Raw genomic sequence first — 16,753 nt, 5'->3', positions numbered from 1 at the left:
GCGACTGAGAGCCAGACCTGGCCGTCGCCGTTGCCAGCAGCAGCCCCAACGCTCCAGTCGCTGCGCCCAACAGGTATAAGCGACCACGGAACCCCGACGGCTTCGCGGGCTTTGTAGCCGCGAGGGCGCGTCCATCGTGCTTAGCAGGCAAGGCTGCTGCTGCCCTCGGCAGGCGGGAACTGGGTGCCGGTTAGGGCCTGTTCTGAGTTGAGATCACGGGATCGGTCATTCCCGCTTCAGGAGGGTGCTGGCTGCGGTAGACCGGTCGCGTGACTCGTGGTGATCTGACCGATGCCGAGTGGGAGTTGATCGAGCCGCACCTGCCGCTGGGGGCGTTCGGACTGATTCCTGACCTGCGCAGCTACTTCAACGCGGTGATGTGGCGGTTCCGTACCGGCAGCCCCTGGCGGGATGTGCCGGAGAGCTACGGCTCCTGGTCGACGATCTATGACCGGTTCCGGACGTGGGCGCGTGACGAAGTCTTCCAGACCCTCATGGAAGCAATGATCGCCGAGGCGGCGGCCCGCGACGACGTCGATCTCAGCCTGGTCAGCGTGGACTCGACCGTTGCCCGCGCGCATCACCACGCGGCGGGCATGGTCGTCGCCCCGGAGCTCCTTGAGGACTTGGAGAAGGCCGTGGCGGAGGAAAAGGGGCTGCGGCAAAGGGGCAAAACGACGCCGCAGGCGAGGGGTCCGCGAACAGGGAGGATCCCGAGCGGGAACAGCGCCGCGCCGTGCGCCGCCGCCGCAGGGCCCGACTACGGGCCGCCGAACTGGGCCGCTCCCGGGGCGGGCTCACCAGCAAGGTCCACCTCGCCGTCGAGCGGCGCTGCCGCCCGCCGTCCATCATCCTCACCCCCGGGCAGGCCGCGGACAGCCCGCGCTTCATCCCGGTCCTCAAGAAGATCAAGGTGCGCGGTCCCCTCGGCTGCCCCAGGACCCGGCCGGACGCAGCGGTCGGCGACAAGGCGTACTCCTCCCGTGCCAACCGCGCCCACCTGCGCAGACGCAACATCAAGGCGGTGATCCCGGAAAAGACCGACCAGGCCGCCAACCGCAAGAAGAAGGGACGCTCCGGCGGCCGCCCTGTCAGCCATGACGCCACGCTGTACAAAGATCGCAACACAGTCGAGCGCGCCATCAACAAGTTCAAGGAATGGCGGGGGCTGGCCACTCGCTATGACAAGACACCCGAGAGCTATGCCGCAGGACTCCACCTGCGCGGGTCCATCCTCTGGTTACGTAGCCTTCCAGCCCTCCCGTGACCTCAACTCAGAACTTGGCCCTAGCCGGAGTGCGAGCCGCGGGTCCGGCGCAGTCGGCGAGTCACCGGATCAACTCGGATCGCACTGCCGCGAAAGCCTCGTCCAGATGGTCGGCCAGCGGCCCACGGCGTTCCAGGCTGCTCCAGATCTCGATGGCCAGGGGCAGTGTGCCGACTCCGGCCATGGCGATCAGCCGGAGTGCCTGCTGCCGTGCAGGGGCCGGCTAGCGGTCGGCCAGGGCCTCGGTGATGATCCACTCCTGGCGCTCATAGTTGGAGTGCTTGCGGGCGAGAAGGGCCTCCGTCGACCGCATCAGCCGGTCGAGTGCTGCCGGCCCGGCCGCTCGGGCTCCATCCGGAAGCAGACCAAGCGGGTCTTGGCGGCGGCCGTGCGCAGCTCGTCGTCGGTGGGCTGCCGGTCGCCCGGGAGGCCGAGCATCAGCCCCTTGGCGGCCTTGGGCCCTTTGCGCCGGCCGAACTCACCCAGCAGGGCGGCGACTTCCTCAGGGTCTTCGACGACCGTTGGGACAGCGCCGTGGTCCTGGCCCCGGATGCGCAGCCGGACGGCGGACCCTTGGCGCATGCTGGGGATCCAGCCGAGCTGGGAGGACATGGCGAGCACCGTGCCGGGATCCCAGTCGAAGTAGCCGATGGGGACCGTGAATTCGCGGCCCGTCCTGTGCCCCTTGTACGTGAGCAGCATCAGGCGCCCGCTCAGCGGCTTGTGGAAGCGGGAGGCGAGCAGCGGCCGGACGACCTTGTTGGCGGCCCGGAAGATCTTCACCATGGGTGGCCTGGCCGTGTTCGCCGCGGGTGTGCCGGAGGTGCTCACCTGATGCCGCCGGGGACGGTGTGGACGATCTCGGCCTGGTCGCGCTTGGTGTACGCGTCCCAGTAGTGCTCGGCGATGGTCTCGGGCTCGGTGCCGGGACCGCTGCCGATGTACACCCCGATCGCCACGTGCGCGGCGTGCACCCCGTGCTCGGCGAGGTCGATGCCCAGGGCCACGGCGTAGTTGCGCAGGGCCGCCGCCGCGACGCCGATGCTGCCGAACGCGCCGCCGCTCGGCCGGATGGAGGAGGCGCCGGTGGAGAACAGCAGGGTGCCGCTGCCGCGTTCGAGCATGGCGGGCAGCACCTGACGGACCGCGGCGACCGCTCCGTACAGGTAGTAGTCGAGCTGCTTGTGGAGGTCCTGCGCCGTGGCGTCGACGGCGGCGGCGCCGGCGAACGTGGGGTCGGCGGGCGAGTACTCCAGTACGTCGACGGCCCCGAACCGGTCGGCGACCGCGGCGAGCGCCGACTGCAGCGAGTCGGGACGCGTCACGTCCGCGGCGAAGCCTGCGGCCTCGATGCCGTCCTCGGCGAGCCGCGCGGCGAGCGCGTCGAGCTTGTCCTGGGTCCGGGAGACCAGGGCGACCTGGAACCCCTCCTTTCCGAAGCGGCGGGCGATGGACAGGCCCAGGCCGGGGCCTGCCCCGATGACGGCGATGACGGGCATGGGTGGTGCTCCTGTGGTCGGACGGGCTGAACGGATGAGGGGCACCTCACGCCCCGACAGCGGTCGGGACTGAAAGTCGAGGGCAGCCTCATGTTCTGGAGCGTAGCAGAGAAAATGAGGCACCCCTCCGGTTGGTAGGCTGAGTGACATGGCCATCGACCGTCCGTCCGCCTCCGCCGGGAACCCGGCCCCTGTCCGCCCCCTGCGGCGTGACGCGCAGCGCAATCGCGAGGCCCTGCTCACCGCGGCCCGCTCCTGCTTCGCCGAGCAGGGCCTGGAGGCACCCCTGGAGCAGGTGGCCAAGCGGGCCGGGGTGGCCATCGGCACGCTGTACCGGCACTTCCCCACCCGGCTGGACCTGGTGCAGGCGACCTTCGCCGGGAAGCTGGCCCTCTGGCGGGAGGCCGCCGAGAAGGCCGTCACCATGGACGACGCCTGGGCGGGGCTGTGCCATTTTCTGGAGACCATGTGCGAACTCCAGTCACAGGACCGGGGGTTCAACGACCTGGCCTCCATACGGTTGCCGGAGAGCGCCTGCCTGGCGGGCGCCCAGACCCGCATCCGCGAACTCGGTGTACACATCGTCGAGCGTGCGCAGGAGCAGGGCAGCCTGCGCCCCGACCTCACCCCCGAGGACCTTGCCTTCGTCATCTGGTCGCACAGCCGCGTCACCGAGGCCACCCACGCCATCGCCCCGGACGCCTGGCGCCGCCACCTCTACCTTCTGCTCGACGGCTTCCGAACCGACCGCGCCCACCCGCTGCCGGCGCCGCCGCTCACCGGGGAGCAGCTGTACCGCGCCATGATCAGCCTCGGCGGAAACGGGGCCTGCGGCACCTGACCGTCGAGACGCGCGTTGTCTCAAGACGCCGCGGGGAGCCCCTTCCCGGCGACCAGGCCGAGCCGGTACGCCTCCGTCCCCGCGACGCAGAGTTCACGGAGGCGTTTGGTGACCTCCGCGTGCACCGGCGACACGGCGTGCGCCTCGAAGGCCGCCTCAGGGCTGGCCACTCGCTATGACAAGACGCCCGAGAGCTATGCCGCAGGACTCCACCTGCGCGGGTCCATCCTCTGGTTACGTAGCCTTCCAGCCCTCCCGTGACCTCAACTCAGAACAGGTCCTAGTGCTGGATTCCTCATTCCTTGGGTATATGTCCTGGTGGCGGGGTAGTTCGGGTGCTCGGGGGCGGGTGCTGGACGGTGGTGTTGCGGGCACGGCTGAGCCGTGACGAGAACGAGCAACGAGTCGTGCTTCGGCTGGCGCGAGCGCGCAAGGCGCCGCGTGATCTGGTGTCGCGGGCGCGGATGGTCGAGCTGAGCTGGGCCGGGCAGCGAGTGCCGGCCATCGCGGACCAGCTGAGGTGCAACCAGAGGACGGTCCGCCGCTGGTTGCACCGCTTCAACCGCTCAGGCTTGGACGGGCTGGAGGATCTGGGCGGACAGGGCCGTAAACGGCGGATCACCGAGACCGAACGCTCAAGAATCATCGGCCTGGTCAAGCAACCGGCTCCGGGCCGGCTGACCGTGCAGGCCGACGGCGAGCTGGCCGCGGAGGACGAGTCCGGGCCGCCGGAGTGGACCCTTGACGCGCTGTCCGCCGAGGCCCGGAGGCTGGGCATCGAGATCGGCCGCAGCCAGGTCCGCCGGATCCTGCTGGCCGAGGGCGTGCGCTGGCGACGCACCCGGTCCTGGACAAGATCAAGAGACTCGGACTTCGAGGGAAAAGGACCAGGATCATCGACCTCTACACCTGCCCGCCCGAAGGCGCGACGGTCGTCTGCGCCGACGAGCTCGGACCTGTGATCCCCCGCACGTTCCCGCCGGTGCCGGGCTGGTCGCCGGACGGCCACCGCATCAAGTCCGAAGTCGACTACGGTCGCGGACCGGAGAAGACCTGGGTCTACGGCGCCTTACGCGTGCGGGACGGACATGAGGTCACCATGACCGCATCCTCCCGCAACAGTGTCTTCTACCAACAGTTTCTTCAAAAGATCGAGGCAGCCAACCCCGTCGGGGACATCTACGTCGTCACCGACAACCTGTCCTCGCACAACAGCCTGTCCACCCGAACCTGGCTGGAGGACCACCCCAGAATCCGGCACGTCTTCATCCCCGTTGGCGCCTGCTGGCTCAACCTCCAGGAAGGCTGGTGGCGCATCTTCCGCAAGGCCGCCCTCGCAGGCCAGTCATTCGCCGGAGCAGCCGAAATCGAGCACGCCACCCGCCTCACAACCTCCCAGCTCAACGCCCGAGCCCAGCCCTGGATATGGGGCAGACTCACACCACCAACCCGGCTACTACGACGCCGATATATGTACATCCAATGAGGAATCCAGCACTAGTGCCCAGTCGGCACAGGCCGATGAGGACACCATCCGTGACGTGATCCACAAGGAGAACGAGATCGATCTGGCCTGCCTGGACCCTCAGTGGGCGGGAGGCCGGCACCGCCATCTCAGCACTGACGATGAGGACTTCGTCATCCAGACGGCCACCACCCGCCCGCGCAAGCCCGGCCGGGCCTTCACCGCTGGTCCATCCACAAGTGCCCCCCGCTGGGCCGAACAGGGCAAGCCCGACCAGCTTCCTGCGTCCTTCCCCCACCCACCCACGGCGTGACCTAGGGTCCGGGGTGGTGGCTGCGACCGCGACGCACGCAGAGCTACGCGGTGACCGCTACTGAACTTGATCGAGTGATGTCGGGGAGTTCTCCTGACGCCTCTGCGGTGGTCAGGTAGCTGTGGGCTTGTGAGATATGCGCAGGGCGGCGGGTTGACCGACGCCGGGAGGGCAGCGCGGGAGCGGGTCCGGCTGCAGGGCCGTGGACCGCTTCGAGCGCGGGGAGAAGAACCGGGAGGTCGCCGCCGCGCTGCGAGTGAGCGAGCGGTCTGTGGAGCGGTGGCGTCTGTCCTGGCGCGAACGCGGCGCGGCCGGTGTCGCGTCCAAGGGATCACCCGGACGTCCCCAGCTCAGCGATGTTCAAGTGGCCCGGCGTGAAAGCGAGTTGGAGCGCGGGCCGTTGGCACATGGCTGGGCGGATCAGCGGTGGACGCTGGCCCGGGTGAAGACGCTGATCGGTCGCATGTTCCACGTCTCGTACACGCTCCAAGGCACGTGGCGGCTGCTGAGGCGGCACGGCTGGTCGTGGCAGCAGCCCACCCGCCGGGCCATCGAACGCGATGACACGGCGGTCGACTTGTGGAAGAAGGATGTCTGGCCGCGGGTAAAAGCACCGCGGCGGCGCTCGGTGCCTGGATCGTCTTCCAGGACGAGGCCGGGCAGTCGCTGACGCCGCCGCGCCCCAGGACCTGGGGCCGCCGGGGCTGCACGCCCGTAGTGCGGGTACGCGGGCGAGGATCTGGCCGGGTGTCGATGGCAGGGATGGTCTGCTACCAGCCGGGCCGCCGCTCGCGGATGTTCTACGCGGTACGCGAGTATCGGAGCCGCCTGGGACAGCCGAAGGGCTTCGGCTGGCAGGACCTGCGCGACCTGGTCGCGCAGGCCCGCATCCAGCTCGGCGGGCCCATCGTGCTCGTCTGGGACAACGTGCGCCTCCATCTCACCGCGGGGATGCGGGAGTTCATCGCTGCGAACACCACCTGGCTCACCGTCTTCCAGCTGCCCGCCTATGCACCCGACCTGAACCCTCAGGAGGGCATTCGGTCGCTGGTCAAACGCGACCTCGGCAACCTCGCCGCAGCCGACCTCGCCCAGATCACCCGGACTGTGAAGCGCAGACTCAAGCAGATCCAGTACCGGCCCGACCTGGTCGACGGCTGTCTGGCCGGCACTGGGCTGATGATGGATGACTGACCGAAGTGAGGGGGTATTCGATGGAAGACCGAGCCTCCCAGCTGACAGGCTTTGGCCATGAGTCTCCGGCCCAACGGCGTATCCGACCCCTCTTGGCTGGGCAAGCCGATCGATACTCGCCCGCTGTTCGGGCCAGAGCTGGCGTCGCTCCTCGACGTGCTACGCGGTCTGCGGGGCAATGAGTGGAGCAAGGCCGCAATCCCGGGCTGGACCGTGCACGATATTGCCGCCCACATCCTCGGCGACTACCACGGCCGTCTCGGCTGGAGCACAGAGAGCTACCAGCGCGCCAGGGCGGCCGGAGAGACGCTGGAAGCGTTCATCCACCGGGTCAACCAGGAATGGATAGATCTCCACGCCGATCACAGCCCCGCCGAGCTCATCGAGGCCCTGGAACTGGCCGGGACCCAGGTCACCCGTCAATTCGAGGGCACCGACCTCCACGCAACGGGCCTGGGGGTGTCCTGGGCAGGGGCCGACCCGGCGCCCAAGTGGCTAGACGTCGCCCGGGAGTTCACCGAATACTGGACCCACCGCCAGCAGATCCGCCACGCCACCGGCCAGGACACCGTCCCGGAGCCCAACGCTCTGTCCGCGGTCCTGGACACCTTCATGAGGGCATTGCCCCACACGCTGCGTCACACGCCCGCGCCCGCCGGGACACAACTCCAGGTGGCCATCGATGAGCCAGCCATCGGCACCTGGACCGTGACCGCCACCGCAGACCGCTGGTCACTGGCCGAAACACCCACCGGTCGGCCGACCGCATCAGTACGGCTGGACCCAGAGACCGCCTGGCGACTCTGCACCCGCAGCATCGATCCCGGCACTGCCCTAGACCGAGCCCGCATCATCGGAGAGCGCCAGCTCGCCGAAGCCGCCTGCCAGATCGTGTCCATCGTCTACTGATGAACTCTGCTGCTTCGAGGGCCATTGCCCCGGCATGTCGTCGTCTGTCACAGATGGCAGTCCGACATCACGCATTCAAGTTCAGTAGCGCTGCGCATTCATGCTCTGGTCAGGGGTTTCGCTGAATGCGCAACCTGAAAGGGAAGCTGACACGCAGGGTGGGACGGGGGATCTACGGCTGCGTATCGACGTGATGGCGGCTGAGCGCTTGCCACCGGCGCTCAAAGTCCACAGCCTCTTCGGCGATGAAGCCGGGGGTGATGGGCTTGTTGTGCTGGCCGGTGATCCCCCGGTCTGCGCAGGCTTGCGCAAGGTCCGAGTGTGCAGGGGCTTCGGTGTGCGCCCGCTGCTCCGCCCAGACCTTGTAGACACGCCATCGCAGGAAGTGGCGCCGCAAGTTGGCCGGACTGACGGGTTTGTTGCCGCGGCCGAGCAGTCCCTTTTCTGCGCAGTAGGCCGAGAGCTCCTTGTCGCTGGGTTCGTTCCCCTTCTGCTCCTGGTACTCCATCCATGCAAGGTAGTACCGGTCAGGAGTGGTGAGTCCGCCTCCCCCGTTCGCGGCGTGCGACGTTTCATCGACCGGAGCATCGGCCTGGGGACCACGAGGCGCCTTCGCCGCCTGTGCTGAACCGCCAACGGGCGCCGACTGTGAGCCGCTCGACTCCGGGAGCGGCTCGTTGGCTTCACGCTCGACAGGATCGGCGGCGTCCTCAGAAGGGAACTCGGTCTCGCCGAACTCTCGTTCCTGGAAAGTCGCGACGAAGTTCGCCAGGTCCTCGCCCGCGAGAGGGTTACCGCCGTCGCCCGTGATGGTGTCCCGCTCGTACACGTATGCCGCGAGGGCAGCAGCGTCAGGATGGAGGCCGCGCTCATCCGCGTAGCTGCGCCAGGCGCTGTAGAAGTAGTCGTACCAGGACTGGTCGGTCGCCTGCGGCTCTTCCAGGTCGGTGGTTCCCACGGTGGAAAGCGCGTAGCGGTTCTGCAGAACTCGGAGCAGGGGCTGCAGTTGCCCTTCCGAGAGCGGTTCGCCGGCCCCGGTGGAGATGCCGTACGCGTCGCGGAGCCAGAGGGCCCATTGCGTGGCAGTCGGCTCGGCCTGGAACCGCGTGATGAACGCCTGGTAGGCCTCAGCGAACCGCTTGGCGTCCTTCTCAGCGGATTCCGGCAACTCACCAGGCGGCTCGGGTACTCCTGCCGGAGCCTCCGCCGGTCGCACCTCGAGACTCTCCAGTCCCGCCGGCTCCGGCAGCTCGTGTGGTGTGGCCTCGAGCGCGGCGCTTTCAGGCTGGACAGAGGAGGAGACCCGCTCGACAGTGAAGAGGATCGGCGGTTCGATGCCCGCCGCCGCCAGACCCGCCGGGGCGGTCTCCGCCAGCGGGACGCCGTACCGGGCCAGTCGCAGCGGCATCAGCGACTCCACCGGGGCCTTGCGGCGCCAGGCGCGGCCGAAGCGGGAACGCAGCCTCGCCTGGTAGACGAGACGTTCCTGCTCCAGCTTGATCACCTGTTCGTAGGAGCGCAGCTCCCACAGCTTCATACGGCGCCAGAGCAGGAAGGTGGGCAGCGGCGAGAGCAGCCAGCGCGTGAGGCGCACGCCCTCCATGTGCTTGTCCGCCGTGATGTCCGCGATCCGGCCGATCGCGTGCCGGGCCGCCTCGACGGACACCACGAACAGGATCGGGATCACCGCGTGCATACCCGTGCCCAGCGGGTCCGGCCAGGCCGCCGCGCCGTTGAAGGCGATCGTCGCCGCCGTCAGCAGCCACGCCGTCTGCCGCAGCAGCGGGAAGGGGATGCGGATCCAGGTCAGCAGCAGATCCAGGGCCAGCAGGACGCAGATACCCGCGTCGATACCGATCGGGAACACATACGAGAAGTTGCCGAAACCCTTCTCGAGGGCCAGTTCCCGGACGGCCGCGTACGAACCGGCGAAGCCGATTCCGGCGATGATCACGGCGCCGGTCACGACCACGCCGATGAGAACGCGGTGCGTCCGGGTCAGCTGAGGTATGTCGCCGTCAGCCACGCACCGCTCCCCTGCCGCATCGGACTTCCTGAACAACCATCACACTTTCATGTGCCTGGCGGCCCTGCGACACCTTTGGCGCCTCCCATCGCGCATTTACGGGAGGCGCCTGCGGCGGCTCAACTCGCCGGCTCAACGGTGAACTGCGCCATGGTCTCTGCGAACTTCGCGGGATCACGCTCCTGGCCGACCTGGGCAAGTTGACGCAGCAGTTCGAAGAACGCCGGCTCTTCCATTTTCCGCTTGAGGTGCATCGCGATGAACCACGGATCGTCGTAGGGCAGCGAGCGGGGCTGGCTGCCCTCCTTGTCCACCGTCTTCTTGGCCGGGTCCGCTTGAGCGTTGCGCGGTTCCGGTACGCCCTGGTCAGGCTCCGGATCGGGTTCGAGCTCGTCGTCCTTCTGCTTCGCTTCGGCAGGTGTGGCCGGTGTGGCTGGGGAGTTGATGACGGGACGGTCATTGCTTACGTCGTCATTGCCTTCGTCACCATCCGGCGTGCCTTCGGCCTGGTCGTCTGCCTCTGCAGCTTCGACTGCCTCCTTTCGTACCGGCTGGGAGACGGCCGCCCGGAGCTGTTGTTCCTTACGCGCCCGTTCCGCCTTCAGCTCTGCCAGAGCGGCCTCTTGCTGGTCGGCGGGCTTGTTGCCGACGGCACGCAGCAGGTCGATGGACTCCTCCCCGATCCTGGACTGCAGTTCGGGGGTGAGGTTGAGGAGAGCAACGCGCTGTGACACCCAGCCCTGCGAGCGGTGCAGGCGCTTGGCCAGAGCGCGCTGACTGCCGTGGATGGCCAGGAGCCGTTGGAGAGCGCGCGCTTCGTCGAGCTCGTCGAGGTCCTGGCGGTGGATGTTGGCTACGAGGGCGGACTCCAGGAGTTCCTCGGAGGTGCCGCCTTGCTCGTCACTGACCATGACCTTGAGGCTGGTGAGCCCGGCTTCGCGGGCTGCCGCAAGCCGGCTGCTGCCGTCGATGACCACATGCGTGATGTCGTGCTCGAGGTCGGCTGCGCGGTCGGGGTTGGCCTTGATGTAGGCGTCCCGGTTCATGACCGTGATGGCCTGCTTCTGACCATGGGTCCTGAGGCTGCCCGCCAGGTCGGTCAGGTCACCGAGGCTGGATCGGGGGTTGTCGGGGTTCGGGCTGATGCGGTGGACGGGGAGTTCGGTCGGCGGGGCGACTCCGTCGGTGGGGACCCCTGTGGCGGCGGCGACTGCTTGGCGGCGTGCGCTGACGTTGCGCACGGACCCGCCGAACCTGCCGCTGCCCAGCTGGTCGGCCTTGCTCACAGCACCTCCCTGGCGAGTGCGCGCATGCCGACGGCCTGCTGCGACTTGGGCGCGTAAGACAGCAAGGGCTTCTTCACGCGGACTGCTTCCTTCTGTTCCTTCAGGTCGCCGATGAGCCCGACCACCCTCGGATCCTTTATGTCGACCCACCCCTGGAGCGAAGACGTCGCGATGTAACCGCGGCGGGAGTCGTAGAGGTTGACGACGATGCCGAGGTAGTCGATGTCGATCTGGAGGTCGTTGCGCAGGTCTTCGATCTGGGTGGTCAGAAGCTCGTAGGCGTCGGCGGAACTGTCCTCGGCCTGAACGACGATGAGCGCTCCGGACTGTCCGGGATTCTCGGCGTCGCGGCGGCGGCCGTAGTAGGCGGCGGCGTCCATGCTGAGCCCGAGGCTCGGCGGGCAGTCGACGATGATTACGTCGTAATCACTCTCGAGCGGAGCGAGCGCCCGCTCGAGGGCGGCTTCGCGGGCACGGACGGCAGACAGGCGCACGTCGAGGAGAAAGGCGTCGTTGCACGCGGGCAGCAGGTGGAGGCGGCCGTCGAAGCTTTCGTCGTCGACGGCGACGATCAGGTCGCGCAGGTCGCCCTTGGGGTCGCCGGCCATGTGATTGGTGAGGCTGTCGCCGTTGAGCGGCAGCGGGCTCGCGCCGAGCTGGTTGGTGAGGTGGCACTGCGGGTCGAAGTCGACGAGCAGGACGCGTTGTCCGGGCCCGGGCAGGTTCTCGATGTCGAGGGCGGCGTCTTCCAGGGCGGTCTCGCCGGCTTCGGTCTCGCTGGCGCGCAAGGCTTTGGTGAGGGCCTTGGCTACCCGCACGGGGTGTAGGGAGTCGGCGTCTTCGGCGAGTGCTTCGCCCAGTCCGGCCGTGATGGCGGTCTTGCCGACGCCGCCCTTCTGGTTGCAGACCACGATGCGGCGGGTGATGGCGGGACGTCGGACGCCGGGGGCGGGGTTGGTGTCGAGCCAGAGTTGGACGGCCTGAGCCAGGCCCTGGATGAGGGAGACGCCCCGGTCTCCGGCGCTCTCGCGGAACTCTTTCCATTGGGCGGCCGGAATCCAGGTGGAGAAGGAGTCCGCGCCTGCGGTGTCGACGGTCGTGGGCGTCGAGGCCAGGGTGCACCAGTCCTTGATGCCCTGTTCGACGGCGCTTTGGATTTCGACGCCGAGCTGCGCGGCTCTGATCTTGAGCTTCTGCCGGAGCCGGGCCGGCAGTTTGGAGACGACCTTCTCGCGGTCGCTGGAGGTGGCTGGGGTACTCATGATGACACCATACTAACGTCGTAGATCATCTACCTTAGCGACACGTTACCTAGACCAAGTTGATGCACGGACGGCTGTGCCCGCAGGTGATTACGGCGTAATCACTTCGCGGCTCCTCGCCCTCACGCCGCAGACTCCTCAACCAGGCTGGCGGGCCTCGCAACCCAGGCTCGCCGATGGCCCCCACGTGTTCTGTCTCAACGAAGTTGGTCGTCTGCGCATCGCTGACCTGCGTGGACTGGATTGGGTGAGACACAACGACTGGGTTCGTTGAGACAGACGGCAGGTCTCCGGGCCGGAGCAGGCTCAGCCTCCGGTGTCCCGTCTCCGAGGAACTGGCCCCCGTCTCAAGTGAACTGGTCCAATTCGCTGGCGGTCTCAGGTGGCCTGGCTCGCCAACGTGTGTGACTCGGGGCGGGCGTACCGCTGTGGCCCTCAGCCGTGCACGGATGAAGTGACCGAAGTCGTACCCGCGCCGGCCCCAGCACCGGTTCCTCCACCGCCGGCCGCCCCGCCGATCCCCAGCTGGAAGCCGTGCTCAAGCGGATGCTATTTCCCTACCTGCGCAAAGCCGCCCCCGAGGGTCTCGCGACCGCGAGATCACAACGCTGGGACCCGGCCGAGGTCGTGCGGATTCTCCTGGAGACAGAAAATAAGGGCCGGGATGCCAGCATCCCAGCCACCACTGACATCGGCGCTGACACAGACTCCACGAGCGTGGCCTTCCAGAGGCCGCACGACCCGCCGATCAGGGATCGAATAGTCATACCGGACAGGGAGATCAACTGTCCGCCAGCAAGGACCTGAACTTCCGCTCACCCGGATGCCCCACTGTCCGTGGACAGCCGCTGGCCCCCACGTGCCGCAGCGCCCAGGGCTGCGGCACGAACTACGCTCGAGGTGATTACGGCGTAATCACTCCCCCGTCACCACTCCCCCGCCCGCAGGTGATTACGGCGTAATCACTTCGCGGCTCCTCGCCCACTCGCTGCGGGCTCCTCAACCAGGTGTCCCGTCTCACCGAAGGTTGGTCAGTCGCACCGAACCTTGACCACTCGGCTGTTTGTCTCATCGAACTTCGACCGCCACAGGTCGAGGGCGGATGGCCCCCTGGCCAGGCCGGCGCGGACAGCGACGGGGCTGGCCATGCGCAGCTGGGCAGCGGGCTCGAAGGCGGTCAAACATCGGTGAGATCTAGGCGGCGATTGCCCGAGTCCACGTCGTCGAGCTGGAATTCACGCACTGTCTTCGACCGAGCTGACGTGGACGTCGGCCAGGGCCAGGGCGAGCCGTGCGGCCGGCGTGGTCACCACGCAGGCGATGCCATCCGCCCGCCAGCCAGTCAGGATCGGCCTGACCGAGTCAGCGGGAATCCGTTGCGTCGCCCTCGGCCGGGCGGGGGGCCGCCGAGCTGTCGGCTGCCTGGCGGGCGGCGCGTTCCGCGCGGAGTTCTTCGGCGACCTCGTAGGCCCGGCCCGGGTCGTAGACGGTGACCGACGTGCCAGGGCTGTACATCGCGGCTGCCCGGGGCGTGTACCCATAGCTCTCGACGCGGCGCCGGGCGGCTATGCCGTCGACCTCGCTGACGGGTACCCGCCACAGCTCGGCGGTGTGGGACGGGGTCCACCACTCGTCCGGACGCACGAAGTCCCGCTTGACCTCCGTCCGACGCTCCACCGCCACCTGGGCCCGGCCGAGTTGCTCGGTCAACCAGCTGGTCAGCGCCTGTGCATCAACCCGAGCCAGCGGTGCGAAGGCCGCCGGTTCGCACTCCACCGTCTCGCCGCGGGTATGCAGCACCACCTTGATCGACTTTCGCTGCCCCAGACTGAGTCGCTCGATGACGACGACTCGCTGCAGATCGGCCGTCGCCACGGTCGACGAACGCAGAAAGCGGGCGATCACGACCTGGGACGGAGTTCCCCGGGGGCAGAACTCGACCCACCGCACCGTCGTGGACACCGTGACGCACACCGTGGCCACGATGAACAGGATCATCGCGACGACCGTGAGCGCCAGGAAGACCCACAGAATGCCCCAGGCAACGGAACTCCCCGAGATCACGGCGCCCAGCAGAACGCCCAGCAGAAGGGGGGCGGCGACCACCGCCGGGACCACGGTGCTCGCGCCGAACCCGAAGGCCAGCTGGCGGACCCGGCTGGGGGCGAACAGCAGCCGCCATCCGTCCGTCACGGGTAACACGACTTTCGCCAGCGGGCCAGAGCGCTGAGATTTCATGGCTTAAAGGTAGGACCGTGCAAGGGAGTTCGTAAGGCCGCCACAGAGAGCCGCACCTCCTCGAGGGCGGAAACCGCAGACGACAGCGCGTCAGCCGGCCAGGCAGCGCCGGCCTGGCCCGGGGGCCATCTGCCCTTCACCTGTGGCGGTCAAAGGTCGATGAGACAAACAGCCGAGTGGTCAAAGTTCGGTGAGACTGGCCAACCTTCGGTGAGACGGGACACCAGGCCGACGGGCCTCGTACCCCTGGCTGGCCGCTGGCCCTCTCGGTGTCCTGTCTCATCGAAATTGGTCGTCTGCATGCGGCTGACCTTCGCGGGCGGGATTGGGTGAGACGCGTGGACTCGGTTCGTTGAAACAGACCGCAAGTCTTATGCCTGCCGCATCGCGTGCCGCGGCTAGGCCTCGCTCGTTCCTGAGCCGGACCAGACGGCGAGGTCGCCTCCAGGCAGCGATGTGAAGCGCCATCCTGTTGGGCCCGTGACCTGCCACGCCTCGAAGTGCATATCGGATGAACAGGTCAGGTGGTGGCCGGTGTCGAAAGCGAGACGCAGGGTGCCGGACTTGAACGCGACCGCCGACAGGACTTTCGCTCCGAACAGAGTCAGGGCCGCTGCAACGTCCTGCGATTCCGGTTTCAGGATCACGGACGGGTTGGCGTGGGCGGTCCCGAGCGAGAGGTTGACGGATGCTTCCAGTGCGACTTCCCAGTCCGAGTCGAGGGCCAGCACGAGCCGGAAGTCCACGCTGATCTCGGTAACGCTCATGCCGCGAAGGTTCAGGATCCACCGGTTCTCGTGTTCTACGGGACTCTCAGCGCTCACTCCTGCACCTTGGCTAATTCGACAGCCGAGAGCCATGGGATTTCCGGTGCCAGGCGGCAGGGCTAGAACCATGTTCCGGCTGTGGACACAGGCAGATCACACACCGCGTCCACGTGCGTCAACTTGACGCACTGCTGCCCTCGGGGTGATTACGGCGTAATCACTTCGCGGCTCCTCGCCCACTCGCCGCGGACTCCTCAACCAGGCCGGCGGGCCACGCACCCCTGGCTCACTCCTGGCCCCCTCGTGCCGCAGCGCCCAGGGCCGCGGCAGGAACTGCGCTCGGAATCAGCAGCACCCTCCAGTCTTCGGTGACGGTGCCAGGGCTAAGCGCCGCTTGAACGACGCGCGGAACCCTGCGCACTCGGCTACGCATCTCCGAACAGAGCAGACCGATGAGGCGACAAACCGGGGGGCGCACACACCTGACTGGCACCGGGCTCTCCCCCCAAGAGCAGGCGCTCTGGGACGCCTTCCCCACGGGGCAGACCGTCGACCTGAGACAGCACTCCCCCCGCGCCTGCCTCCGTTGTCCAGCGGCTGGCCCGGGCCGGCGTCCTCACTCATCGCAGCGGAATGGGTCCTTGCTACCCCGATCGCCACGGGCCTCACCCGCGCGCCCGCGCGCCGGTAGCCGCGCACTGGGGGAGCGGAAGGGTAGGTCCTACAGCTGAAAGTGATTACGACGTAATCACTTTCAGCTGCCTCGACACAGTGAGACGTCAGCCGCCGGCTACCAGTGCTGCGGCAGCTGCCACCGCCGCAAGCGCACCCTCACCCTTCTCAGCCGTCCGGGCTGCGCGGTCTGCCTTGTTCAGCTCACGCACCACGGCCTCCACGTAGATACCGAGGCTGACGAACTGGGTGGGAGTCTCGCAGTGGGGGAGTACCGCTTCGATCTGGTCCAGCCAGAACGTCACGTCATCGTCGTCATCCAGAACGACCCGGTGCTCAAGGAGCCTATGCGCGACGGGAGCCATCAAGGCATGCCGGCGTGAGGCTTCCTCTTCCGCACGGCGTTCTGCCGCGGCTTGAGCCGCAGCCTGTCGCTCGGCAAGCAGAACCGCCTCAGGAGTACGGCGTACCGGCAGGTCCGGGTCTGCGGGATTGGTCAGGGCGGCAGCACGCAGTCTCAGCGCCTTGTTGTAGGCAGCGCTCGGCGCGTTGACCGCGAGCGCGGACGCAAGTTCCGCCCACTCCGCCCCTGCGGCCCGCGCATTGTCAACGGCTCGGGACTGGTGGACATCCGCCTGCTGGCGCAGGTACTCCCACAGCCGGGTGCGGTCGAGTGCGGATGCACGCCGTGCGGCCACGCTCTTCAGGGCGCCGGCGTGAGCCTCGAGGTAGAGAAGGGCACCGAACAGTTCGTCGTCGGCCGGCATGCGACCGATGTCCTCGTCCTCGGCCTCCTCATGCAACTGGCGCAACTGCCCGACGACCGCTGCCGTATCGAGATGGCCAACCCTCACAGGGGGTCTGAGCAGCGGTTTTGTCGGGTCCTTCGGCCTACGAGCTGTGCGAGCCATGCATCAGAGTGTGCCCCACTCCACCGGATTCACATTCTGTGAAACAACATCTGGCCGACCTTTGTCGTCTCTTGTGACGGAGCACGCCAGTTGGCCATTGCGC

14 protein-coding genes and 4 pseudogenes are annotated in these 16,753 nt (G+C 67.8%); 8 read left to right on the top strand and 10 right to left on the bottom strand.

Annotated elements, in window-relative coordinates; genetic code table 11:
- The first annotated feature begins 269 nt into the window (after positions 1–269).
- Positions 270–1,267: pseudogene (locus OHU34_RS45090) on the top strand (IS5 family transposase).
- A 61-nt stretch (positions 1,268–1,328) separates the two neighbouring features.
- On the opposite strand, the gene OHU34_RS45085 reads toward OHU34_RS45090, so the two are convergent.
- The 3 genes from OHU34_RS45085 to OHU34_RS45075 all read right to left on the bottom strand — a co-directional run bounded on the left by OHU34_RS45085 (position 1,329) and on the right by OHU34_RS45075 (position 2,766).
- Positions 1,329–1,451, bottom strand: a complete 123-nt coding sequence (locus OHU34_RS45085) for a hypothetical protein (RefSeq protein WP_006378951.1) — start codon at positions 1,449–1,451, stop codon at positions 1,329–1,331.
- Positions 1,452–1,579: 128 nt separating this feature from the next.
- Complete coding sequence (locus tag OHU34_RS45080) at positions 1,580–2,053, bottom strand: hypothetical protein (RefSeq protein ID WP_142270093.1); 474 nt, start codon at positions 2,051–2,053, stop codon at positions 1,580–1,582.
- A gap of 41 nt (positions 2,054–2,094) precedes the next feature.
- Complete coding sequence (locus OHU34_RS45075; protein ID WP_331733652.1) at positions 2,095–2,766, bottom strand: SDR family NAD(P)-dependent oxidoreductase; 672 nt, start codon at positions 2,764–2,766, stop codon at positions 2,095–2,097.
- A gap of 148 nt (positions 2,767–2,914) precedes the next feature.
- On the opposite strand from OHU34_RS45075, the gene OHU34_RS45070 reads away from it, so the two are divergent.
- Positions 2,915–3,607, top strand: coding sequence for a TetR/AcrR family transcriptional regulator (locus tag OHU34_RS45070; protein WP_057610328.1), 693 nt, complete (start codon positions 2,915–2,917; stop codon positions 3,605–3,607).
- A 20-nt stretch (positions 3,608–3,627) separates the two neighbouring features.
- Here the strand turns inward: OHU34_RS45070 and OHU34_RS45065 are convergent, their stop codons facing one another.
- The gene (locus tag OHU34_RS45065; protein WP_006379254.1) at positions 3,628–3,777 is read right to left on the bottom strand and encodes a hypothetical protein; all 150 of its coding nucleotides are present in this window, start codon (positions 3,775–3,777) and stop codon (positions 3,628–3,630) included.
- Between the two features lie 189 nt (positions 3,778–3,966).
- Between OHU34_RS45065 and OHU34_RS45060 the strand changes: the two genes are divergently transcribed.
- The 6 genes and pseudogenes from OHU34_RS45060 to OHU34_RS45035 all read left to right on the top strand — a co-directional run bounded on the left by OHU34_RS45060 (position 3,967) and on the right by OHU34_RS45035 (position 7,488).
- Positions 3,967–4,569 (top strand): helix-turn-helix domain-containing protein, encoded by a 603-nt coding sequence (locus tag OHU34_RS45060; protein ID WP_235034759.1) that lies wholly within the window; start codon positions 3,967–3,969, stop codon positions 4,567–4,569.
- Positions 4,503–5,093, top strand: coding sequence for an IS630 family transposase (locus OHU34_RS45055; protein WP_331734013.1), 591 nt, complete (start codon positions 4,503–4,505; stop codon positions 5,091–5,093). Before OHU34_RS45060 ends, OHU34_RS45055 begins: the two co-directional genes overlap by 67 nt.
- Positions 5,077–5,312 (top strand): annotated as a pseudogene (locus tag OHU34_RS45050) (helix-turn-helix domain-containing protein); the annotation flags it as partial. The gene OHU34_RS45055 and the pseudogene OHU34_RS45050, both read left to right, overlap by 17 nt.
- 202 nt (positions 5,313–5,514) lie before the next feature.
- Positions 5,515–6,055: pseudogene (locus OHU34_RS45045) on the top strand (winged helix-turn-helix domain-containing protein).
- The gene (locus tag OHU34_RS45040) at positions 6,022–6,579 is read left to right on the top strand and encodes a transposase (RefSeq protein WP_142270294.1); all 558 of its coding nucleotides are present in this window, start codon (positions 6,022–6,024) and stop codon (positions 6,577–6,579) included. Before OHU34_RS45045 ends, OHU34_RS45040 begins: the two are co-directional and overlap by 34 nt.
- Positions 6,580–6,636: 57 nt before the next feature.
- A complete protein-coding gene (locus OHU34_RS45035; RefSeq protein ID WP_331733642.1) occupies positions 6,637–7,488 on the top strand; it encodes a maleylpyruvate isomerase family mycothiol-dependent enzyme in 852 nt (283 codons plus the stop codon).
- 1,317 nt (positions 7,489–8,805) lie between these two features.
- On the opposite strand, the pseudogene OHU34_RS45030 reads toward OHU34_RS45035, so the two are convergent.
- From OHU34_RS45030 to OHU34_RS45005, 6 genes and pseudogenes are all read right to left on the bottom strand, one after another.
- A pseudogene (locus OHU34_RS45030) lies at positions 8,806–9,499 on the bottom strand (DUF2637 domain-containing protein); the annotation flags it as partial.
- A 134-nt stretch (positions 9,500–9,633) separates the two neighbouring features.
- Positions 9,634–10,800 (bottom strand): ParB/RepB/Spo0J family partition protein, encoded by a 1,167-nt coding sequence (locus tag OHU34_RS45025; protein ID WP_331733640.1) that lies wholly within the window; start codon positions 10,798–10,800, stop codon positions 9,634–9,636.
- Complete coding sequence (locus OHU34_RS45020; protein WP_331733638.1) at positions 10,797–12,062, bottom strand: ParA family protein; 1,266 nt, start codon at positions 12,060–12,062, stop codon at positions 10,797–10,799. Before OHU34_RS45020 ends, OHU34_RS45025 begins: the two co-directional genes overlap by 4 nt.
- A gap of 1,362 nt (positions 12,063–13,424) precedes the next feature.
- Complete coding sequence (locus tag OHU34_RS45015) at positions 13,425–14,255, bottom strand: hypothetical protein (RefSeq protein WP_142270088.1); 831 nt, start codon at positions 14,253–14,255, stop codon at positions 13,425–13,427.
- Between the two features lie 443 nt (positions 14,256–14,698).
- Positions 14,699–15,160 carry a DUF6188 family protein gene (locus tag OHU34_RS45010; protein WP_331733635.1) on the bottom strand — a complete coding sequence of 154 codons (462 nt, stop codon included), beginning with the start codon at positions 15,158–15,160 and terminating at the stop codon, positions 14,699–14,701.
- Positions 15,161–15,846: 686 nt separating this feature from the next.
- Positions 15,847–16,650, bottom strand: coding sequence for a hypothetical protein (locus tag OHU34_RS45005; protein WP_405772718.1), 804 nt, complete (start codon positions 16,648–16,650; stop codon positions 15,847–15,849).
- Positions 16,651–16,753: the final 103 nt, after the last annotated feature.

Origin of the sequence: Streptomyces sp. NBC_00080, from assembly GCF_045041255.1 — a bacterium.
GTDB classification, from domain to species: Bacteria; Actinomycetota; Actinomycetes; order Streptomycetales; family Streptomycetaceae; genus Streptomyces; species Streptomyces coriariae.
This window is presented reverse-complemented; position numbering and strand designations above follow the sequence as displayed.